Below are 20,877 nucleotides of genomic sequence, written 5' to 3' on the forward strand. Positions count from 1 at the left end.
GGGCAGTACCTTGAACAAACTTATCCAGGCTCTTCCCTGGAACCAGTCCATCGAACTTCCAGAGCAACATCAGTGGAAGCACGCCAATCAACATGCGTTCCTAGAGTGGAAAATCAAGGCAAGGCCTTATAATACAGCAGTTGCCAATAGCATGTTTATTTGCCTCTTCCTATTCACTACTATATTTTTTGGGTGGATGGGCGAGATATTTAACCCTAATTCTTCAAAACCCATAGCAATAGGAATACCTTTTTACATATTAACCATGACGGCCATTTACGGCACAACTCATCAAAAAACAAAATTCGCTTATCGCCTAACCGAAACAAGCATAGAGGTCTGCGAGTGGAAAGCGCCAAGTAAAGGCTGGATGATCGCTTTGAAATGGCTGACGGTTATTGCCGCTATCGCCGTTCTATTCGTTATTGCACTTGACCCATCGGCCTTTTGGATAGCACTCGCCGGGCCCGGCGGAATAGGCTTGCTTTATCTAGGCCTAGCTAACTCAAAGCAATTCCAAGAATTACATACAAGCTACCATACGTATGAATATCAATGGAGCGAGTTCAAAAATATCACATTGGATCGATCTAAGAAGATAATTTGCCTTGAGGCACCTTGGCTTAGCCCGCACTCGAATGAATATGTGGATTGGCCGTTCTACATTTTCTCGGACAAACGCAACTTCGACAAACACGTTACCCTCATCCGTGAGCAGCTAAAAGAACTCCCCCTAAAAGAAGAGAGCGTCTCAGTGCTGCAATTCTAGCCGCCAAGCCCAACCCTACTATTTTGCTCTCTTCACAAAATACGTGCTTACGCCACCCTGCAGATGCCACATACGAGTGAATGATTGCTTATGAGCAGTACCTTGAACAGATTCCTACAGGCTCTACCCTGGAACCAGTCCATCGAACTTCCAGACCACCACAACTGGAAGTGCGCCAATCAAAACGCACTGTTGGAATGGGAAATCAAGGCAAGGCCTTATAACACAACAATAGCCAATGGCATGTTTTGGTTCATGATGAGCATAGCCTTAGGCGCCTGCTATTTGATGTTTTTCAAGAATGATAACTCTCCTTTGATTGAAAAACTGTCCTGGAGCGCAATGTTTCTTTCTGTTTTCTTTTTAGCTCTATATGGCACAACTCATCAAAAAACAAAATTTGTTTATCGCCTGACCGAAACAGGCATAGAAGTCTGCGAGTGGAAAGCACCAAGTAAAGGCTGGATGATCGCTTTGAAATGGCTGACAGGTATCGCCGCTATCGCCGTGATATTCGTTGTTGCACTTGACCCATCGACCTTTTGGGTAGCGCTCGTCGGGCCTGGTGGCATGGGCTTGCTTTATCTAGGTCTAGCTAATTCAAAGCATTTCCAAGAAATGCACACCCTCTACAGACACAATGTATTTGCCTGGGTTGAAATAAAACATATCTACATAGACAAATCACGTCACCTGATCAGCCTGGAATACGAGTGGATTAACGAGAACATCAACAAGAAACTACCATGGTGGACATATATTTTCTGTCACAAAAAAAATTTTGAAACCACTGCTGAAATCATACTTTCAAAAAATACAGGCACTCCTCACAGTCGCGAAAAAATAGAGGTCTTACAGTTTTAAAATCAATAGGATCCAATACCGATATGGCTCCATTTTTACAAAGCACCTATCTATAGTCGCACTTGACCCATCGGCCTTTGGGTAGCGCTCGTCGGGCCTGGTGGCATGGGCTTGCTCTAGGCTTAGCTAACTCAAAGCAATTCCAAGAGTTACACACAAGCTACCACACGTATGAGTATCAATGGGACGAGTTTAAAGATATAACTTTGGACTGACCTGAGAAGATAATTTGCCTTGAGGCGCTTTGGCTCAGCCCGCACTCAAATGAATATGTGGATTCGCCGGTCTATATTTTCTCGGACAAAACGCAACTTCGAGAAACACGTCGCTCTCATCCGAGAACGGCTAAAAGAGCTCCCCCCTAAAAGAAGAGAGCGTCTCAGTGCTGCAATTCTAGATTCAGAATAAAACAGTGCTTTTGCTTTCTTCACGAAGCACTCAATCACTCCCTGGGTGCGAGAACGACCTTGGCTAATCGTATTACCATTGCAGAGTCACTTCTCACGGCAACTCCAACCCACCCCCAGCCTTGTGCAACCCGCGCAGTCGCTCGCCGATCTGCGCCAGGTTCACTTCGATCGCTTCGAGTTCCTCGCGGCGCTCATCGCCCAGCAGCACCCGGACTTCCTGGTCCAGCTCTTCGGTCAGCTGATTCAGGTGCAGTTGGCGTTGTTCGCTTTCGCGTTCCAGGCGGGTCCATTCGCGGGTTTGGGGCAGGCCGTAGCCGTCGCCGTCGAGCAGTTCGGCCGGGCGGCTGAGGTAGCCGCTGCTGGCGAGGATTTCCTGCAGCGCGCCGTCAGCCTTGTTCAGGCTGGCGTCGCGGCCGCGGCCGCCGAGGTAGCGGTTCTTCAGCTCGTCCTGGGCCAGGAGCAGCTGGCGGCGCAGGGCGGCCTGTTCGACCAGCAGCAGGGCGGCGGCGGCACGCAGGTCGGCGCGGTCGATCCATGGCTGGCGTTCGGCCGCGTCGAGCTCGAGCCACTGCTCGACACTGTGCTGTGGTAGGCCCAGGCGTTCCTTGAGCACGGCGAACATGGCCTGGTAGCGGTCGCGGTAGGAGTCGAAGCGGTAGCCCAGGCGCAGCGCCTCGCGGGCGTCGTCGAGCACGCTGGCGTCGGCCAGGCCGCGGTGGATCAGCACTTCCAGCAGCCCGTTGGGCATGATGCTGTCCAGTGCGACCAGATCACTGCGTGCCGTGCCGCTGCGCAGCAGTTTCAGGGTTTCCACCGCGCAGTTGTTGGACAGGAAGTAGTAGTCGCCGTCGTAGCTCCAGTGCAGTTCGGCGCTGCGCTCGACCAGCTGGCGAATCTCTTCGGGGTGCAGTCTCAAGGGCACCGAGGCCAGCCCGCGCAGCTCCACCTTGGTGTATTCGTCGATCACCTGGCCCAGCGGCAGAATGAACAGCCGCGAGGGGTAGACGCCGGTGAGGCCGTCCCAGCTGGAGAGCTGAACGTCATCGACGAAGGCGCGGAAGGACAACACCAGATGGTGGTCCAGATCCAGTCGACAAGCGGGGCCGGGCTCGCGGCCGGGCGCGCAGATGACCAGGCGCAGCATGCTATGGCCCCAGCGGCTTACCCAGGCGTCGTTGGCTTCGGCGAACAGGTAGTCGACCTCGTAGACACGCGCAGGGTCAAGGCTCAGCAGGGGCGTGCGGCCGAACTCGCGACCGGCGTTGAGGAAGGGGTAGCCCGGCGTGCAGTCCGCAGGCTCCGGTGCCCAGCCGAAGTGCTCGCTGAAATAGCGGTGCAGGGATGGGCGGCGGCAGGCGTAGCTGGGGTCGAGCAGGAAGTACTCGAGGTTCACCGCGACGAACTCCAGCGGGCTGGTCAGCTCGTACGGGTCGGGACTGCGCGCCAGCTGCGCGTTGTCCTGTTCGCGCAGGCCGCGCTTGCCGACCCGTTGCGGCCAGCCGGCCAGGTCGAGCAGGCGCGGGTCATCGCTGAGGGTGAAGCGGCGGTCGGTCTGCCCGCGGCAGTCGTCCGGCAGGCCGATCTGCCCGAGATTGCTGGCGCGCTGACGGCAATGGCCCTGCAGCAGGTGTTGATCCGGCGACCACAGGCGCGCGCGATCGTACAGATGCGCCACTTCATGAATGACGGTGGCGAGCAGCTCGCGGCGTACCGTGCCGTGGGGACGATTGGTCTTTTCCTCGGCAGCGCTGCCGTCGGTGAGCGCCGGCAGCAAGCGGCGGTTGAGTTCCAGGCGCTTGCCGCCGGCGCGGCCATAGGCCTGTTCCGGCAGGTTGTCGCGCCATTGCACGCGCACCTCGCGATCGAGGCTCTGCACCAGGCGCGGGGGCAGTGCGGCCATGGCTTCGTCCAGCAGCGCCTGGCTGGCGGCGCGTTGCTCGGCGTCCAGCGTGCGTGAGTCGAGAACCAGGCGCAGCTCGGCATGAGCCGCGATGCTGGCCAGGCTCAGGCCGCTCGCCAGCAGCCAGGCGCCGAGGCGGGTCACAGCGCGAGGATGGCTTCGGCCAGTTGCAGATCGCTGGCGTTGCGCGCCGCGGGGAACTCGCTGCGCAGGGTGCCGATCGCCGCTTCCAGATGGGCACCGCGGATCTCGCCGGCGCTGGCGACGAAGCTGGCGGCGTCTTCGCGGGCCTCGACGACGACCTTCATGTCACTGATGCGGCTGGTCACGTCGGAGGTGAAGTTGATGCTGCGGTCCAGGGCACGCACGACGATGTTGCTGGTGGCCACGAGGGTCTGCGCCTGGGCTGCGCCCGCGGCGACGGCCAGCGCCAGCGGGGCGGCGAGCAATAGCTTGTTCATCGATGAATCTCTCACGGGTCTGGGCACCGGCAGGCGGTGCGGTTATTGGACGAGGATGGCTTCGGCCAGTTCCAGGTCGCTGGCGGCAAGCTCCGGATGTTCCTGGCGCAGACGCGACAGGGCGGCCTGCAGGCGTGCCGCAACGAGCTGCCCCTCGCTGGCTACGAAGCCCGCCGCATCTTCACGGGCCTCGGCGATCAGCTTGTTGTCGAAGGGAGCGCTGGTGAGCTGGCTGCTGACGTAGCTGGTACGCACGACGGCGGCGGTGGTGACATCGAACGCCATGGCGGAGCCGGCGCTGCAGCCGAACAGCAGAAGGGCGATGGAAAACGAACGCATGGGCAACCTGTAGCCGGGAAAAACGGCGCCAAGGCTAGCGAAACGCCTGCCCCAGAGCCAGTGCCCGGTTGCATCCGCAGGTTTCGGCAGCGTCCGCTGCCGGGCTCGTCAAAGGGCGAGTATCGCCTCGGCCAGCTGCAGATCGCTGGCCTGCAATTGCGGCTGCTGGCTGCGAATGTGCTGCAGCGCCGCCTCGAGATGGGCGCCGCGCAGATCGCCACGGCTGGCGACAAAGCGTGCGGCGTCGTCACGGGCGTCGAGCACCAGCTTGTCGTCACGCAGGGATGAAGTGAGGTCCGAGGTGGCATCGACGGTATTGATCAGGCCTCCGACCACCACGTCGGTGGTGGCGGTGAAGCTGGCCGCCGAAGCAGCGCCACTCAGCAGCAGGCCGGCGGCGAGGAAGGGAAGCAGGATTCGGGACATGGCAGATCTCCAGTAATGAGGCTCTAGACCGTGCCATGGGCGTTGCGTTCCGCCGCCAGGGCAGTGCCGGTCAGGCTAGGCGACAGACTCTAGAGCGCGAACCGCTTCAGCGCCAGAACGGCTTGTCCAGTTCGGCGGCGCGCTCGCTGTGACTGATGCCGACATCGGCGAGCTGGCGGTCATCGAGCTGCGCCAGTTGCTGGCGGGTACGGTAGTTGCGTTGCCAGCGCTGCAGCAGCCGCAACAGTTGCTGCCAGCTGCGGCTATGGAGGGTGGCCTGATATGGACGGGTCAGCGAGCGGTCCATGAGCGCGTTCCTTCCCGGCAAGCGGGTGCGGGTTATGGGCAGACAGGATCGCGCGCGGCCAGCGGCTGTTACAGCCACAGGGGAAGTCAATTGTGCCGGTGCAGTTTGATGGCGAGCGTAACTGTACTGCTCGCGCGACGAGCAACTGTTCGCTTACGGGCGCGGCGACCTCGCCAGCGCACCCGGCGTAGTGCCGAACTGTTGGCCGAATGCGGCGATGAACGCCGAAGTGGAGTCGTAGCCGCAGGCCAGAGCGACGTCGGTGACCGGTTGGCCCCGCTCCAGCAACGGCAGCGCGCTGAGCAGGCGCAAACGCTGGCGCCAGGCGCGGAAGCTGAGGCCGGTGTCGCGCTGGAACTGGCGGGTCAGGGTCTTCTCGGATATGTGCAGTTGCTCGCTCCACTGCGCCAGGCTGAAGGACAGGTCCGGCTGTTCATACAGTGCCTCGCAGATGCCGCGCAGGCGTACGTCATCGGGCCAGGGCAGCGAGTAGCCGAGCTCCGGGGCGGCGCGTAACTGGTCGAGGATGACGGCGGCCAGACGGCCATCTGCGCCCTGTTCGTCGTAGTCCACCGGCAGCGTGCCGAATGCTCGGATCAGTTCGCGCAGCAACGGACTCACCGCCAGCACCTGGCAATGCGCAGGCGCCCAGGGCATGGCGCGCTGGTCGATGTACAGGCTGCGCATCTCGGTCTGCGGCGAACTGATTACCTCATGCAGCAGGCCCGGCGGAATCAGGATGGCGCGCTGCGGCGGGGCGAGAAAACGCCCGCGCTCGGTATGCACGCGCAGCACGCCGCTGATGGCGTAGGACAGCTGTGCCCAGGGATGGCTGTGGCGCGGTGTGGTGGTCCGTTCGGCGAGGGATTCACTGCGTGCGAACAGCGGTCGCGGCAGCGCATCCATGACCGGGATGCTGCGCTGGGCGAGGCTGGCCTGTCCTTTTCTCGACATTTGTCTGGCCAATGGCGTTAGTCGGATGTTCAAGCCGACAGTAGACTCCAGAGCCATTCGCTGCAAGCCACACGCATCAGGAGCACCCATGGCCAGACCCCGCCTGCTACCGGACAATTTCACCCTCGCGCTGCTCGGCGCAGTGGCCATCGCCACGCTGCTGCCGGCGCGCGGGCAGGGCGTGGTGGTGTTCGAGTGGATCACCAATCTGGCCATTGGCCTGCTGTTCTTCATGCATGGCGCCAAGCTGTCGGGCAGCGCGATTCTCGCCGGCATGGGGCACTGGCGCCTGCATCTTTTGGTTTTCAGCTGCACGTTCGTGCTGTTCCCGCTGCTCGGCCTGGCGCTGCGCCCGCTGCTGACGCCGATGATCGGCGCCGAGCTCTACCTGGGCATGCTCTACCTATGCGCGCTGCCGGCCACGGTGCAGTCGGCCATCGCCTTCACATCGCTGGCGCGCGGCAATATCCCGGCGGCGGTATGCAGCGCGGCGGCTTCGAGCCTCATTGGCATCTTCCTCACGCCGCTGCTGGTGCTGCTGCTGATGGGCGCCCAGGGCGAAGGCGGCTCGACGCTGGATGCCATCGGCAAGATCGTCGTGCAGCTGCTGCTGCCGTTCATAGCCGGGCAGATCGCGCGGCGCTGGATTGGTGACTGGGTGGCGCGCAACAAGGGCTGGCTGAAGAACGTCGATCAGAGTTCCATCCTGCTGGTGGTCTATACCGCCTTCAGCCATGCGGTGGTCGAGGGCATCTGGCAGCAGGTGCCGCTGCCGCAGCTGCTGGGCCTGGTGCTGGCCTGCTGTCTGCTGCTGGCGCTGGCGTTGCTCAGCACCTGGTTGATCGCCCGCTGGCTGGGCTTCGACCTGGAAGACCGCATCACCATCCTCTTCGCCGGCTCGAAGAAGAGCCTCGCCACCGGCATCCCCATGGCGCAGGTGCTGTTCGCCGGCGGCGCGCTGGGCACGCTGATCCTGCCGTTGATGCTGTTCCACCAGATCCAGCTGATGGTCTGCGCGGTACTAGCGCAGCGCTATGCATCGCGACCGGAGACAGCAACGGTCGCAAAAGCCGGCTGAACCCGAAGCAAATCAGTGACAGATTCGTGACCGGTGAGCAAAGATGATTTGCCTGTCAGGGGCTGGGTGCGGTGCGCAGGCGTGGCTAAGCTGCGCGCCATTCTGTTGCTGAGGCGTTCCCATGAAGAAGATTCTGCTACTCAACGGCGGCAAGGCCTTCGCCCATTCCGCCGGCCAGTACAACGCAACGCTGCACCAGGCAGCCATCGAAACCCTCATGGCTGCCGGCTTCGAGGTGCGCACCACCGAGATCGATGCCGGTTACGACGTGCAGCAGGAGGTCGAAAAGATCCTCTGGGCCGACGCGCTGATCTATCAGATGCCCGGCTGGTGGATGGGCGCACCCTGGACGGTGAAGAAATACCTGGACGAGGTGTTCACCGCCGGCCACGGCAGTCTTTACGCCAACGACGGCCGCACCCGCTCCGACGCCTCGCAGAAGTACGGCAGCGGCGGTCTGCTTCAGGGCAAACGCTACATGATCTCCGCCACCTGGAATGCGCCGCAGCAGGCCTTCGACGACCCCAGCGATTTCTTCGCCGGCAAGGGCGTGGATTCCGTCTACCTGCCGTTTCACAAGGCCAACGAGTTTCTCGGCATGCAGGGTCTGCCGACCTTCCTGTGTGTCGACGTGATGAAGCGGCCGCAGGTCGAGGCGGATGTCGAGCGCTATCGCCGGCACCTGGGTGAGGTGTTCGGCTTCAGCGTCTGACCTTCGACCGGCAAAGAAAAACCCCTCGCGGCATGGCCGGGAGGGGTTTTTCGTTTCAGTACGAGGCGATCAGTCCACGGCCTTGACCATGTCCTCGACGACCTTCTTGGCGTCGCCGAAGACCATCATGGTCTTGTCCATGTAGAACAGCTCGTTGTCCAGGCCGGCGTAGCCGCTGGCCATGGAGCGCTTGTTGACGATGACCGTCTTGGCCTTGTACGCCTCGAGGATCGGCATGCCGGCGATCGGCGACTTCGGATCGTTCTTGGCCGCCGGGTTGACCACGTCGTTGGCGCCGAGCACCAGCACCACGTCGGCCTGGCCGAACTCGGAGTTGATGTCCTCCATCTCGAAGACCTGCTCGTAGGGCACCTCGGCTTCGGCCAGCAGCACGTTCATGTGCCCCGGCATGCGGCCGGCGACCGGGTGGATCGCGTACTTCACGGTCACGCCCATGTGCGTCAGCTTCTCGGCCAGCTCCATCAGCGCATGCTGCGCGCGGGCCACCGCCAGGCCGTAGCCGGGCACGATGATCACGGTGTCGGCGTTGGTCAGCAGGAAGGCGGCGTCGTCGGCCGAACCGGACTTCACGTTGCGCTCCAGCTGTGCGCCCGCCGGGCCGCCGGCATCCGCGTCGGCGCCAAAGCCGCCGAGGATCACATTGAAAAACGAGCGGTTCATCGCCTTGCACATGATGTACGAGAGGATCGCGCCGCTCGAGCCTACCAGCGAACCGGCGATGATCAGCATCGAGTTGTTCAGCGAGAAGCCGATACCGGCGGCCGCCCAGCCCGAATACGAGTTGAGCATCGACACCACCACCGGCATGTCCGCACCGCCGATGGGGATGATGATCAGCACGCCGATGACGAAGGCCAGCGCCACCAGGATGGCGAAGGCGCCGAGGTTGCCGGTGAAGGTGTAGACCAGGCCCAGGCCGACGATCGCCAGGCCCACGGCCAGGTTGACCATGTGCTGGCCCTTGAACACCACCGGAGCGCCCTGGAACAGGCGGAACTTGTACTTGCCGGACAGCTTGCCGAAGGCGATCACCGAACCGGAGAAGGTGATGGCGCCGATGGCCGCACCGAGGAACAGCTCCAGGCGGTTGCCCACCGGAATGGCGTAGCCCATGTGCTCGACGATGCCCAGCGACTGCGGCTCGACCACCGCCGCGATGGCGATGAACACCGCGGCCAGGCCGATCATGCTGTGCATGAAGGCGACCAGCTCGGGCATCTTGGTCATCTCGACGCGCTTGGCCATGACGGTGCCGACGCTGCCGCCGATCAGCAGACCGACGATCACGTAGCCGATGCCGGCGGTGGCCAGCTCGCTGCCGAGCTTGAAGATCAGGCCCACGGTGGTGAGCACCGCGATGCCCATGCCGATCATGCCGAACAGGTTGCCGCGGCGTGAGGTGGTGGGGTGGGAGAGGCCCTTCAGCGCCTGGATGAAGCACACCGAGGCGACCAGATAGAGCAGGGTGATCAGGTTCATGCTCATGGCTTACTTGCCCTCCGCCTTGGCCGCGCTGCGGTCCTTCTTCTTGAACATTTCCAGCATGCGACGGGTGACCAGGAAGCCCCCGAACACGTTGACCGCGGCCAGCGCCACGGCGAGCGTGCCCATGGCCTTGCCCAGCGGGGTAACGGTGAGCGCGGCGGCCAGCATGGCGCCGACGATGACGATTGCCGAGATCGCGTTGGTGACCGCCATCAGCGGCGTGTGCAGGGCCGGGGTGACGTTCCAGACCACGTGGTAGCCGACGTAGATCGCCAGCACGAAGATGATCAGGTTGTAGATGCCGTCCGAAATCAGATCCATGTTCGCGTCTCCCTTAACCGTTGGTCCGCACGACCTGGCCGTCGCGGCACATCAGGCACGCGGCGACGATGTCGTCTTCGAGGTTGAGCTGGAACTGGCCGTCCTTGTCGATGACCAGCTTGAGGAAATCCAGCAGGTTGCGGGCGTACAGCGCCGAGGCGTCGGCCGGCACCAGCGTCGCCAGGTTGGCGTGGCCGACGATGGTCACGCCGTGGCGCACCACCACCTGGTCGATCTCGGTCAGCGGGCAGTTACCGCCATGCCCGGCCGCCAGGTCGACGATCACCGAGCCGGGCTTCATCTGCTCGACGGTGGCTTCCTGCAGCAGTGTCGGCGCCTTGCGGCCCGGGATCAGCGCGGTGGTGATGACGATGTCCGACTGCAGCGCGCGCTCGTGCACCGCCTGCGCCTGACGCGCCATCCACGAGGCCGGCATCGGCCGCGCATAGCCGCCGACGCCTTCGGCGCATTCGCGCTCCTCGTCGGTCTCCAGCGGCACGTCGACGAACTTGGCGCCGAGCGATTCGATCTGCTCCTTCACCGCCGGGCGCACGTCCGAAGCCTCGACCACCGCACCCAGGCGCTTGGCCGTGGCGATGGCCTGCAGCCCGGCGACGCCGGCGCCGAGGATCAGCACGCGCGCGGCCTTCACCGTACCGGCGGCGGTCATCAGCATCGGCATGAAGCGCGGGTAGTGATGGGCACCGACCAGCACCGCCTTGTAGCCGGCGATGTTGGCCTGCGACGAGAGCACGTCCAGGCTCTGTGCACGGGACGTACGCGGCGCGGCCTCCAGGGCGAAGGCGGTGATACCGCGGGCAGCCATGCGCGCGATGCAGTCATTGTCGAACGGGTTGAGCATGCCCAGCAGCACGCTGCCGGACTGCATCTGCGCCAGTTCGGCCTCGTCCGGCGCATTGACCTTCAGCACCAGCTCGGCGGCAAATGCCGCGGCCGCATCGCCGATGGTCGCGCCGACCGCTTCATAGGCGCTGTCCGGCACGCTGGAAAGCAACCCGGCGCCGCTTTGCAGCGTCACCCGGTGCCCTTGGCCGATCAGTTTCTTGACGGTTTCCGGGGTCGCGGCGACGCGCGTTTCCCCGGAGTGGGTTTCGAGAGGAACACCGATGTGCATTGTTGTTGTTCTCCTGCGTGATCATGACCGGTGCTGCGGCGGACCGCGCACCGACGTGTTTTTCACCCACCCGCTGCTCTGGCGGACGGGGTTGGACCGGATGGAGCAGGCCGGACGGCCCGAAAACGAACTGCCCGGCGCGGCATTCTGCAAGCCCTGAAAAAATCAAACAACTGTTTCAATCAAACGATTGTATTTGACGCATCGGTCGCAGGATGACTGCCTGTTTTCCGCGCTTCGCTGCAGATTGCGTCCTGTTTGGCTCTGCGCAGCCTTGGTCAGCCTCTGTCAGGCAGACGAAGCGGCCGCATCATGAATGACGCGCCATTGACGTGGTATTCGTCAGCGGTGCCGGGCGTCTGCGACCTTGGTGCCGGGTTAAGTCGGCTAATCAGGAAAAACGCACGCACGTTGAAATGTCATCCAATCCTTGTAGTCCAACTAGGCTGGTTGGACCCGATTGGAGTGTTTCGAGCGCGGCGACGTCGGGTCGTTGCGTATCGCCGGTGGAGCTCACGATGCCCGAACTCGATGTAAACGACGTGACCACGCTGCTCGAGCAGCCCGCGCAACGCCGCCTGCCGTTCGCCTTCGCTCGTCGCCACGGCGTGCTGCTGCTCGAGCGCGGCGGCGAGCTGCGCCTCGGCCTGCGCGAGGGCGCCGCACTGACGGCGGTGCAGGAGGCGCAGCGGGTGGTCGGCATGCGCTTGCCCATGCAGTGGCTGGCCCAGGCGGATTTCGACCAGGCGCTCGGTGCGGCGTACCAGCATGATTCGTCGGCGGCGATGCTGATGGTCGAGGGGCTGGGCAACGACCTCGACCTGGCCAGTCTGGCCGACCAGATCCAGGAAACCGAGGACCTGCTGGAGCAGGAGGACGACGCGCCGATCATTCGTCTGATCAACGCGATCCTCGGCGAGGCAATTGCCGAGAACGCCTCGGATATCCATATCGAAACCTTCGAAAAGCGCCTGGTGATCCGCTTTCGCGTCGACGGCATCCTCCGCGAAGTGGTGCAGCCCAAGCGCGAGCTGGCGGCGCTGCTGGTCTCGCGGATCAAGGTCATGGCCAAGCTGGACATCGCCGAGAAGCGCATTCCGCAGGACGGGCGTATTTCGCTGCGGGTCGGCGGTCGCGAGGTGGACATCCGCGTGTCCACGCTGCCCTCGGCCAATGGCGAGCGGGTGGTACTGCGCCTGCTGGACAAGCAGGCCGGGCGCCTGACCCTGCGTCATCTCGGCATGAACGAGCAGGACCGCCGCCAGCTGGAGCAGGCGGTGAAGAAGCCCCACGGCATCATCCTGGTCACCGGGCCCACCGGTTCGGGCAAGACCACCACGCTGTATGCCGCGCTGACCACCCTCAACGACCGTACCCGCAACATCCTCACCGTCGAGGACCCCATCGAGTACCACCTCGAGGGCATCGGTCAGACCCAGGTCAACACCAAGGTCGACATGACCTTCGCCCGCGGCCTGCGTGCCATCCTGCGTCAGGACCCGGACGTAGTGATGGTCGGCGAGATCCGCGACCAGGAAACCGCCGACATGGCCGTGCAGGCCTCGCTCACCGGTCACCTGGTGCTCTCCACGCTGCACACCAACAGCGCCATCGGCGCCGTCACGCGCCTAGTGGACATGGGCGTCGAGCCGTTTCTGATCTCCTCGTCGCTGCTCGGCGTGCTGGCCCAGCGCCTCGTGCGGGTGCTGTGTAATGACTGCAAACGCGCCTACATCGCCGATGCCGCCGAGTGCGAGCTGCTCGGCGTCAGCCCAGCCGAGGCGCCGACGCTGTACCACGCCGAAGGCTGCGAGCAATGCCGTGGCCTCGGTTACCGCGGGCGTACCGGCATCTATGAGCTGGTGCTGTTCGACGACACCCTGCGCACCATGGTGCACACCCGTGCCAGCGAGCAGGACATGCTGCGCCATGCCCGGGTACTGGGCCCGAGCATCCGCGAGGACGGGCTGCGCAAGGTGCGCGAGGGGGTGACCACCATCGAGGAAGTGCTGAGGGTGACGCGTGAGGAGTGAGGGGATGAGGTTGCTTCCGACGCGCCTGCAGAGGCATCCGCAGCCTGACCGACGTCGCATGGTGGCGCCATTCGCGGCCGCTCCCTCGGCTGTGCGGTATCTGTGTAGAGGCGCTCTCGAGCGCGGATCGCCGCTGTTGGAGACCGCCTGATGGCTGCCTTCGAATACCTCGCCCTCGACCCCCGTGGCCGTGAGCAGAAGGGCCTGATCGAGGCCGACAGCCCGCGTCAGGCGCGGCAGTTGCTGCGCGAGAAGCAGTGGGCGCCGCTGGAGGTGAAGCAGGCCAAGTCCAAGGAAGACGTCAGCCGTGGCGGCTTCAGTTTCGGCCGCGGCCTGTCGGCGCGTGATCTGGCATTGGTCACCCGGCAGCTGGCGACGCTGGTGCAGGCCGCGCTGCCCATCGAGGAAGCGCTGCGCGCGGCGGCCGCGCAGTCCACCTCGGCGAAGATCAAGTCGATGCTGCTGGCGGTGCGCGCGCGGGTGATGGAAGGCCACAGCCTGGCCGCGGCACTGCGCGAATATCCGTCGGCCTTTCCCGAGCTTTACCGCGCCACCGTGGCGGCCGGGGAGCACGCCGGCCATCTCGGGCTGGTGCTCGACCAGCTGGCCGACTACACCGACCAGCGTCAGCAATCGCGGCAGAAGATCCAGCTGGCGCTGCTCTATCCGGTGATCCTGATGGTCGCCTCGCTCGCCATCGTCGTGCTGCTGCTCGGCTACGTGGTGCCGGACGTGGTCAAGGTATTCGTCAACACCGGGCAGGAACTGCCGGCGCTGACCCGCGGCCTGATCGCCACCAGCGACGTGGTGAAGAACTGGGGCTGGCTGATCGTGCTCGGCCTTATCGGCGCCTTCCTGGCCATGCGTGCGGCCCTGCGCGACCCGGCGCTGCGCCTGCGCTGGCATGCGTTCATCCTGCGGATACCGCTGATCGGTCGGCTGAGCCGGGCGACCAATACCGCGCGCTTCGCCTCCACCCTGGCGATCCTGACGCGCAGCGGCGTGCCGCTGGTGGAAGCGCTGTCCATCGCCGCTGCGGTGATCGCCAACCTGCGCATCCGCGAGCGGGTGGTCGAGGCGGCGCAGAAGGTGCGCGAGGGCAGCAGCCTGACCCGTGCGCTGGATGCCACCGGGGAATTTCCGCCGATGATGCTGCACATGATCGCCAGCGGGGAGAAATCCGGTGAGCTGGATCAGATGCTGGCGCGAACCGCGCGCAATCAGGAGAACGACCTGGCCGCCCAGGTGTCTCTGCTGGTCGGCCTGTTCGAGCCGTTCATGCTGGTGTTCATGGGGGCGGTGGTGCTGGTCATCGTGCTGGCCATCCTGATGCCGATCCTCTCTCTCAACCAACTGGTGGGTTAACGACCATGACAACAAGACTGCAGCGCCGCACCCAGGGCGGTTTCACCCTTATCGAGATCATGGTGGTGGTGGTCATCCTCGGTATCCTCGCCGCGCTGGTGGTGCCGCAGGTGATGAGCCGGCCGGACCAGGCCAAGGTCACCGTGGCCAAGGGCGACATCAAGGCCATCGCCGCCGCGCTGGACATGTACAAGCTGGACAATTTCGCCTACCCGAGCACCCAGCAGGGGCTGGATGCATTGGTGAAGAAGCCTTCCGGCAACCCGCAGCCGAAGAACTGGAACCGCGACGGTTACCTCAAGCGTCTGCCGAAGGACCCATGGGGCAACGACTACCAGTACCTGTCGCCGGGCACCCAGGGTCAGTTCGACCTGTATTCCTTCGGTGCCGACGGCAAGCCCGGCGGCAGCGATCTCAACGCCGATATCGGGAACTGGGACCTGTAACCGATGCGGCAGCGCGCCCGCGCCTTCACGCTGATCGAGCTGCTGGTGGTGATCGTCCTGCTGGGCATTCTGGTCAGCGTGGCGGTGCTCAGCGTCGGTGGCTCCAGTACCTCGCGCGAACTGCGTGACGAGGCGCGGCGGCTGGCGGCGCTGATCGGCGTGATGAGCGACGAGGCGGTGCTCGACAGCCGCGAGTACGGTCTGCTGATCAACAGCGAGGGGTATCGCGTGCTGCGCTATGACGAGACGGCCATGCGCTGGTTGGAGGTCGAGCGGCGCAAGACGCACAAGGTGCCGGCGTGGATGCGTCTGGATCTGGAACTGGACGGCACGCCGCTTGAACTGGTGGCGCCGACCCGGCGTGAGGACGACCGTGCAGGGCTGTCGCGCGAGGGCGAGCGGACTGAACGGCGCGCACCGCAACTGGAGCCTCAGTTGCTGATACTGTCCAGCGGCGAGCTGTCGCCGTTCAGTCTGCGCCTGTCCGAGCGCAAGCCGGGCGGCGACGCCTGGCTGATCGCCAGCGACGGCTTCCGCCTGCCCGAGGCCGAGCCGCTCGGAGACAGGCGATGAGAGCATCTCTGGCCAGGGCCGGCCGCGGTTTCACCCTGCTCGAAGTGCTGGTGGCGCTGGCAATCTTTGCCAGCGTTTCGGCGGTGGTGCTCACCGCCGCCGGGCGCAGCCTGAGCAATGCCGGACGCCTGGAAGAACTGACCCTGGCCGGCTGGATCGCCGACAACCGCATCAGCGAACTGCAGTTGCAACAGGTTCCGCCTGCCATCGGCCGCGAGACACGGGAACTGGAGTTCGGCGGCCGCCAGTGGCAGACCCTCAGCGAAGTCGAGGCCAGCGCCGACCCGGGCCTGCTGCGCGTCACCGTCTGGGTCGCGCTGCAGACACCGCGCGCTCGCAGCGGCTCGCCGGCCGAGCGCGCGGTCACCAGCCTGACCGGCTTCATCGGCGTCGAGCCGGGAGCCGCGCCCTGATGATCGATCGCATGCGCGCCGACGCCGGCTTCACCCTGCTGGAACTGCTGATCGCCATCGCCCTGTTCGCGCTGCTGGGGCTGGGCACCTATCGCATGCTCGAAGCGGTGTTGCAGAGCGACGAGGCGGTGCGTGCGCAGGAACTGCAGCTGCGTGAGCTGAGCCGGGCGGTGTGGGCCTTCGAACGTGACCTGCAGCAGGTGGTCGGGCGGCCGATCCGCGACGGTTTCGGCGACGAGCGCAGTGCCTTGATCGGCCAGCTGGGTGGTGAGGATGGCGCGCCGGTACTGGAGTTGACCCGCGCCGGCTGGCGCAACCCCACCGGCCTGCGCCGTGCCAATCTGCAGCGGGTGCGCTGGCGACTGGCCGGCGACAACCTCGAGCGCGTCTACTGGGTGGTGCTGGACCGCGACATCGACAGCGAACCGCGCGTGCAGCGCGTGCTGGACAACGTCCAGGGCCTGCAGCTGCGCTACCTCGACGAGGAGGCCGTGTGGCACGAGGAATGGCCGCCGTTCGATTTCGGCCGCGGCAGCCCGGAGAACGCCGCCGAACGCCTGCCGGTCGCCGTGGAGCTGAGTGTCGATCACGCCCGCTACGGCCGCATCACCCGTCTGCTGCGCCTGCCCGATGCCGCCGAGCAGACGATGCAGCAGGCATTGCCCGGCGCCGAGGGTGTGCCCGAGCCGTTCGAAGGGGAGCTGCCACAATGAGTCGCCAGCGCGGCGTGGCGCTGGTCACCGTGCTGCTGGTGGTGGCCATCGTCACCGTGGTCAGCGCGGCAATGGTGGCGCGCCAGCAGCTGAGCATCCGCGCTACCAGCAATCAGTTGCAGGCGCGTCAGGCCTGGCATTACGCGCTGGGCGGCGAGGCGCTGGCGCAGGCCATCCTGGCCCGTGACCTGCGGTCCGCCGCCGGTGCTGACCCGGGCCCCGGTGGTGAGGCAGCGGCCGTCGATCATTTGCTGGAACCCTGGGCCCAGCCGCTGCCGGCGTTCGAGATCGATCAGGGCGAGATTCTGGTGCGCATCGAGGATCTGGCCGGACGCTTCAACCTCAACGACCTGCTGCGCGATCAGCAGCCCAATCCCGCCGCCGTCGAGCAGTTCCGCCGGCTGCTGCTGCGCCTGCAGATCAGCGCGCCCTATCCGGAGCGCCTGCTCGACTGGCTCGACCCCGACCAGCAGCCCAGTGGCGAGCTGGGCGCCGAAGACAACGCCTACCTCAGCCTCGACCCGCCGTATCGCAGCGCCGGACGCCGGCTCCACGACCTCTCCGAGCTGCGCCTGCTGCTGGACATGCGCGAGGAAGATTTCCAGCGTCTGGCGCCCTACGTGGCCGTGCTGCCGAGTGGCGTGCCACTGAACGTCAACACCGCCAGCGCGATGGTGCTCTCCAGCCTCAGCGACAACCTCAGCCTGGGTGCCGCCGAGTCGCTGGTCGAGCTGCGGCGCAGCGCGCCGTTTCGCAACAGCGCCGCCTTCCTCGCGCAGCCGGCCATGGCCGGAACCACGCTGCAGGGCACTGCGCTGGCGGTTGGCAGTCAATTCTTCCAGGCCACCAGCGAAGTGCGCCTGGGCGACCGCCGGCTGGCGCTGGTCAGCCTGCTGCAACGCGAGCAGGACGGCAGCGTCCGCGTGCTCGCGCGAAACCTCGGTCAGCCCGCCCGGCTGGCCTCACCGAACCGGAGCAGACCCTAACCATGGATTGCCTTTTCCTGCCCGCCGATTGCCCGGCCCGGCTCGACGCCGAGACCCGCGTGTACTGGCTGCCCAAGGACGAGCCCGGGCGCTGGCAAGCGCTGGGCGACTGCAGCGCGGCCGGCGCCATCAGCCTGATCCTGCCGACGGAGGTCTGCAGCTTCTTCGCCATCAGCCTGCCGACCCGCAAGGCGCGCTGGATGCAGCAGGCGCTGGCCTATGCCGCCGAGGAACTGCTGGCCGAGAACGTCGACGAGCTGCATCTGGCCGTGGGCGAGACGCTCCCGGATGGCCGCCAGCGCGTCGTGGCGATCCGCCGCCAGCTGCTGGCCGGCTGGCTGGAGCAGTTGCGCGAACTGGGGCTGATGATCGTGGCGATCCATGTCGACGCCGACCTGTTGCCGCGCGAGGCGACGCAGCTGCTATTCATCGGCGAGCGCGGCCTGCTCGGTGGCGAAGGCGAGACCCGGCTGGCCTTCGCCGCCGTGGACTGGCCGCAGCTCGCCACGCTCTGCCCGGCACCCTGGCACGCCCAGGGCAACGTGGCCGAGCCGCCGCTGGCACTGGACGACTATCGCCAGCTGGACGACCCCTATGCCTTTCTCGCCGCGCAGCGTGCGGCGGCACTCAACCTCGCCCAGGGTGATTTCGCGGTGGAGGTCGGCAATACCGGCCTCGGTTACTGGAAACCGCTGTTCGCCGTCGCCGGGCTGATCCTGCTGGTGCAGCTGGGCTTCAACCTGGGCCAGGCCTGGTACTTCCAGCGCCAGGGCGACGCCTACGCCGAGGCCAGCCTGGCGCTGTATCGCGAGCTGTTCCCGGAGGACATCCGCATCGTCAACATGCGCGCCCAGTTCGATGATCATCTGGCTCGCGGCAGCGGTGGACAGGCGGGCTTTCTGCGCCTGCTCGATCACGCCGCCGCGGCACTGGAAGACGGCATTCCGGTGACCATCGGCCAGCTCGACTACAACCAGGACCGCGGTGATCTGGCGCTGCAGGTGCAGGCGATGGACTTCGCCACCCTGGAAACCCTGCGCCGGCGCCTGGGCGATGCGGGGCAGAGTGTGCAGCTGGGCTCGGCTAGCCGCGAAGGTGATGGCGTCAGTGCGCGCGTGGTGATCGGAGGCTGATGATGAATCTCAAGCAGCAACTGGCCGTACGTCTTGCCGACTCGCCGCTGTGGCAGCGCTGGCAACGCCTGGCGCCGCGCGAGCGCACCTCGCTGAGCCTGCTCGGCGCCTTTCTGCTCGCCGTGCTGTTCTACCTCTGGCTGTGGCTGCCGGCGCAGCGCCAGGCGGCCGCGGCGCGCGACTACTATCAGGCGCAGCGCGAGCTGCACGCCTACATGGAGCAGAACACCGAACTGGCGCGGCAGATGGAGCGCAGCAATCAGGTCGAACTGGCGCCCGAGCAGCTGCAGGGCGTGATCACCGAAAGCGCGCAGCAGGGCAACCTGTCCATCGAAAGCTTCGACAACGGCAGCGACGGCAGCCTGCAGGTGAGCCTGCCCGGGGCCTCCTATGCCTTGCTGCTGCGCTGGTTCGACACCCTGCAGGGGCAGGGGGTGAGCGTCACCGAGGTCAGCCTGGAGCGCGCCGGCGAGGGGCTGGTCAACGCGCGGGTGAGCTTTCGTGCCGGCAACGGTTGAGGCCGCGGGGCAGCGGCGCCTGCGCGCGGGTAGCCGGTCAGTGCGAGGGGTTGAACTGCATGGCCAGCGCGCGTAGTGCGGCTTCGGCGGCGAGCACCTTGGCGATGGCGTCGTTGGCCTTCTCGCGGGTGATACCCAGGCGATCGAACAGCTGCTGCGGCACCTCGGCGTCCGGCCCGCTGCCGATACCGCGGTTGCGCAGCATGCGCACCGCCAGGCAGACCAGGTTCGGATAGGCCGCATCCTCGCCGTCATAGCCCGGGTCGTTCTGGAAGCGCAGGGCGGCCGCCAGTTCTTCGGGCATGCCCCACAGGCGCATCAGCCAGGCGCCGATCTGTTCGCGGGTGATGCCCAGCAGATGCTGCTCGACATGGCCGTGCGAAAGGTGCGGGTTGGCTTCCAGGTGGCGGCAGATCAGCGAGAAATGCGGCGGGAAGACGTGCGCCAGCACCAGATAGCCGAAGTTGTGCAGCAGCCCGGCGAGGTAGCTCAGGCCCGGCTCTGGACGCTGCTCGCGGGGGATGGCGCGGGTCAGCCCTTCGATCACCGCGGCGGTGTAGATCGCCTGTTGCCAGTAGGGCGTGGCGTCCTGCGGCTTGTCGTTCGGCAGGCTGATGGTCTTGCCCAGCGCCAGGCCGAGGGCGAGGTTGATCACCAGGTCGAAGCCGAGCACGCGGACAATGGCGTCTTCCACCGAGCGGATGCGCCCGGGCGCGGCGTAGTAGGGCGAGGCGGCCCAGCTGATCACCTGCGCCGCCAGTGCCGGGTCGGTTTCCACCACGCCGGTGATGTCGTCGACCGTGGCTTCCGGGTTGACTCGCAGCTTGATGATCTTTTGCGCCGTATGCGGCAGCGGCGGAATCTCGATGGTTTCTTCCAGACGCTTCTGGATGCGCCGCGCAGTGAAGCTCTGCACGGCCTGAGTGATTTCCGCACGGTCGTCGTGCGGGCGGTCCAGGTTCGGCCGGATGTCGCTCAGCGGCACGGCGAAGTTGCCGGCGCTGGCCTTGCTCAGCAGGCGCTTGAAGTCGGCGCCGGCGACTTCCACCAGCAGGCCGGGCTGACCGGACTCGACCAGCAGCCGCGGCTGCTGCAGCAGGCGTTCTTCGTACAGGCAGGGCGAGCTGGTCAGCGGCGGCAGGCCGGGCAGGCGGCTCAGCTCGTGCTTGGCGAGCATGCGCGCCAGTCGCTCCGGCTTGACCGCCGCCAGCTCGCGGCCGGTGAGCTCGGTCAGGCGGGTGAGATCGAGCAGATGGTCCTGGGGGAACAGCACCAGCATGGCGCCGATGCTGTCATCCAGCAGCACTGCCTGGACCCGCTGGGCCGCCGGAATATTGGGGCGGTCGCGCTGGATCTGGTAGTCCACACCGAGGTCTTTCAACAGCTTGGTGATCAGCAGGGGCAGTTCGGAGCAGCTTTCGGTGTCGACAGCAGTATTCATAAGCGGACCTGTTGTAGTGACCTGCCGGAGTATAGCGAAGCCGTCACGCGTGGACGCTGCGGCGACGGATGGTT

Annotated in this window: 24 protein-coding genes; 14 read left to right on the plus strand and 10 right to left on the minus strand. The window is 65.0% G+C overall.

Features of this window, described 5'->3' with window-relative positions:
- Positions 1-10: 10 nt before the first annotated feature.
- Positions 11-769: a hypothetical protein gene (locus tag VF716_RS09785; RefSeq protein ID WP_125870888.1), complete on the plus strand. Its 759-nt coding sequence runs from the start codon at positions 11-13 to the stop codon at positions 767-769.
- Between the two features lie 90 nt (positions 770-859).
- On the plus strand, positions 860-1,633 hold the full coding sequence (locus tag VF716_RS09790; protein ID WP_125921071.1) for a hypothetical protein: 774 nt from the start codon (positions 860-862) through the stop codon (positions 1,631-1,633).
- A 501-nt stretch (positions 1,634-2,134) separates the two neighbouring features.
- On the opposite strand, the gene VF716_RS09795 is transcribed toward VF716_RS09790, so the two are convergent.
- The 6 genes from VF716_RS09795 to VF716_RS09820 all read right to left on the minus strand — a co-directional run bounded on the left by VF716_RS09795 (position 2,135) and on the right by VF716_RS09820 (position 6,430).
- Positions 2,135-4,087 (minus strand): DUF7844 domain-containing protein, encoded by a 1,953-nt coding sequence (locus tag VF716_RS09795; RefSeq protein WP_440552603.1) that lies wholly within the window; start codon positions 4,085-4,087, stop codon positions 2,135-2,137.
- Positions 4,084-4,404, minus strand: a complete 321-nt coding sequence (locus tag VF716_RS09800; protein WP_013981319.1) for a DUF2388 domain-containing protein — start codon at positions 4,402-4,404, stop codon at positions 4,084-4,086. Before VF716_RS09800 ends, VF716_RS09795 begins: the two co-directional genes overlap by 4 nt.
- Before the next feature lie 42 nt (positions 4,405-4,446).
- Positions 4,447-4,743, minus strand: coding sequence for a DUF2388 domain-containing protein (locus VF716_RS09805; protein ID WP_011911364.1), 297 nt, complete (start codon positions 4,741-4,743; stop codon positions 4,447-4,449).
- A gap of 108 nt (positions 4,744-4,851) precedes the next feature.
- A complete protein-coding gene (locus VF716_RS09810) occupies positions 4,852-5,169 on the minus strand; it encodes a DUF2388 domain-containing protein (RefSeq protein ID WP_011911365.1) in 318 nt (105 codons plus the stop codon).
- A gap of 106 nt (positions 5,170-5,275) precedes the next feature.
- Entirely contained in the window at positions 5,276-5,476 is a 201-nt protein-coding gene (locus VF716_RS09815; RefSeq protein ID WP_013981321.1) for a DUF1127 domain-containing protein, read from the minus strand.
- A 153-nt stretch (positions 5,477-5,629) separates the two neighbouring features.
- Positions 5,630-6,430, minus strand: coding sequence for an AraC family transcriptional regulator (locus tag VF716_RS09820; protein ID WP_026012600.1), 801 nt, complete (start codon positions 6,428-6,430; stop codon positions 5,630-5,632).
- Between the two features lie 88 nt (positions 6,431-6,518).
- On the opposite strand from VF716_RS09820, the gene VF716_RS09825 reads away from it, so the two are divergent.
- The gene (locus VF716_RS09825; RefSeq protein WP_011911367.1) at positions 6,519-7,508 is read left to right on the plus strand and encodes a bile acid:sodium symporter family protein; all 990 of its coding nucleotides are present in this window, start codon (positions 6,519-6,521) and stop codon (positions 7,506-7,508) included.
- A 121-nt stretch (positions 7,509-7,629) separates the two neighbouring features.
- Positions 7,630-8,220: an NAD(P)H-dependent oxidoreductase gene (locus tag VF716_RS09830; RefSeq protein ID WP_011911368.1), complete on the plus strand. Its 591-nt coding sequence runs from the start codon at positions 7,630-7,632 to the stop codon at positions 8,218-8,220.
- Positions 8,221-8,289: 69 nt separating this feature from the next.
- Here VF716_RS09830 and VF716_RS09835 read toward each other — a convergent pair whose 3' ends face one another.
- Genes VF716_RS09835 through VF716_RS09845 form a run of 3 tightly spaced genes read right to left on the minus strand, consistent with a single transcriptional unit; the run spans position 8,290 to position 11,182 of the window.
- Complete coding sequence (locus VF716_RS09835; RefSeq protein WP_020308015.1) at positions 8,290-9,726, minus strand: NAD(P)(+) transhydrogenase (Re/Si-specific) subunit beta; 1,437 nt, start codon at positions 9,724-9,726, stop codon at positions 8,290-8,292.
- 3 nt (positions 9,727-9,729) lie between these two features.
- Positions 9,730-10,047: an NAD(P) transhydrogenase subunit alpha gene (locus tag VF716_RS09840; RefSeq protein ID WP_003284152.1), complete on the minus strand. Its 318-nt coding sequence runs from the start codon at positions 10,045-10,047 to the stop codon at positions 9,730-9,732.
- 13 nt (positions 10,048-10,060) lie between these two features.
- Positions 10,061-11,182 carry a Re/Si-specific NAD(P)(+) transhydrogenase subunit alpha gene (locus VF716_RS09845; protein ID WP_014595403.1) on the minus strand — a complete coding sequence of 374 codons (1,122 nt, stop codon included), beginning with the start codon at positions 11,180-11,182 and terminating at the stop codon, positions 10,061-10,063.
- Here VF716_RS09845 and VF716_RS09850 point away from each other — a divergent pair.
- From VF716_RS09850 to VF716_RS09895, 10 genes are all read left to right on the plus strand, one after another.
- Entirely contained in the window at positions 11,175-11,342 is a 168-nt protein-coding gene (locus VF716_RS09850) for a hypothetical protein (RefSeq protein ID WP_157786446.1), read from the plus strand. The two genes, VF716_RS09845 and VF716_RS09850, sit on opposite strands and share 8 nt — an antisense overlap.
- 358 nt (positions 11,343-11,700) lie before the next feature.
- Positions 11,701-13,215: a type II secretion system ATPase GspE gene (gene gspE, locus VF716_RS09855; protein WP_197861183.1), complete on the plus strand. Its 1,515-nt coding sequence runs from the start codon at positions 11,701-11,703 to the stop codon at positions 13,213-13,215.
- A 150-nt stretch (positions 13,216-13,365) separates the two neighbouring features.
- Positions 13,366-14,580: a GspF family T2SS innner membrane protein variant XcpS gene (gene xcpS, locus VF716_RS09860; protein WP_017245880.1), complete on the plus strand. Its 1,215-nt coding sequence runs from the start codon at positions 13,366-13,368 to the stop codon at positions 14,578-14,580.
- A gap of 5 nt (positions 14,581-14,585) precedes the next feature.
- A complete protein-coding gene (gene gspG / locus VF716_RS09865) occupies positions 14,586-15,026 on the plus strand; it encodes a type II secretion system major pseudopilin GspG (protein ID WP_011911373.1) in 441 nt (146 codons plus the stop codon).
- Between the two features lie 3 nt (positions 15,027-15,029).
- Entirely contained in the window at positions 15,030-15,599 is a 570-nt protein-coding gene (gspH, locus tag VF716_RS09870; RefSeq protein WP_108241248.1) for a type II secretion system minor pseudopilin GspH, read from the plus strand.
- Entirely contained in the window at positions 15,596-16,012 is a 417-nt protein-coding gene (gene gspI, locus VF716_RS09875) for a type II secretion system minor pseudopilin GspI (protein WP_108241249.1), read from the plus strand. The genes gspH and gspI overlap by 4 nt, the downstream gene beginning before the upstream one ends.
- Entirely contained in the window at positions 16,012-16,725 is a 714-nt protein-coding gene (gene gspJ, locus VF716_RS09880; protein WP_045158146.1) for a type II secretion system minor pseudopilin GspJ, read from the plus strand. Before gspI ends, gspJ begins: the two co-directional genes overlap by 1 nt.
- Positions 16,722-17,711 carry a type II secretion system minor pseudopilin GspK gene (gene gspK, locus VF716_RS09885; RefSeq protein ID WP_440552610.1) on the plus strand — a complete coding sequence of 330 codons (990 nt, stop codon included), beginning with the start codon at positions 16,722-16,724 and terminating at the stop codon, positions 17,709-17,711. Before gspJ ends, gspK begins: the two co-directional genes overlap by 4 nt.
- 2 nt (positions 17,712-17,713) lie before the next feature.
- Positions 17,714-18,844: a type II secretion system protein GspL gene (gene gspL, locus VF716_RS09890; RefSeq protein ID WP_095460378.1), complete on the plus strand. Its 1,131-nt coding sequence runs from the start codon at positions 17,714-17,716 to the stop codon at positions 18,842-18,844.
- Positions 18,844-19,362 (plus strand): type II secretion system protein M, encoded by a 519-nt coding sequence (locus VF716_RS09895; RefSeq protein ID WP_019407387.1) that lies wholly within the window; start codon positions 18,844-18,846, stop codon positions 19,360-19,362. Before gspL ends, VF716_RS09895 begins: the two co-directional genes overlap by 1 nt.
- A gap of 37 nt (positions 19,363-19,399) precedes the next feature.
- Here VF716_RS09895 and VF716_RS09900 read toward each other — a convergent pair whose 3' ends face one another.
- Positions 19,400-20,803, minus strand: a complete 1,404-nt coding sequence (locus VF716_RS09900; protein WP_011911380.1) for an aminoacyl-tRNA deacylase and HDOD domain-containing protein — start codon at positions 20,801-20,803, stop codon at positions 19,400-19,402.
- Between the last annotated feature and the right edge of the window lie 74 nt (positions 20,804-20,877).

The sequence above is a fragment of the Stutzerimonas sp. Brlt_14 genome (assembly GCF_051948915.1).
Lineage (GTDB): Bacteria > Pseudomonadota > Gammaproteobacteria > Pseudomonadales > Pseudomonadaceae > Stutzerimonas > Stutzerimonas stutzeri.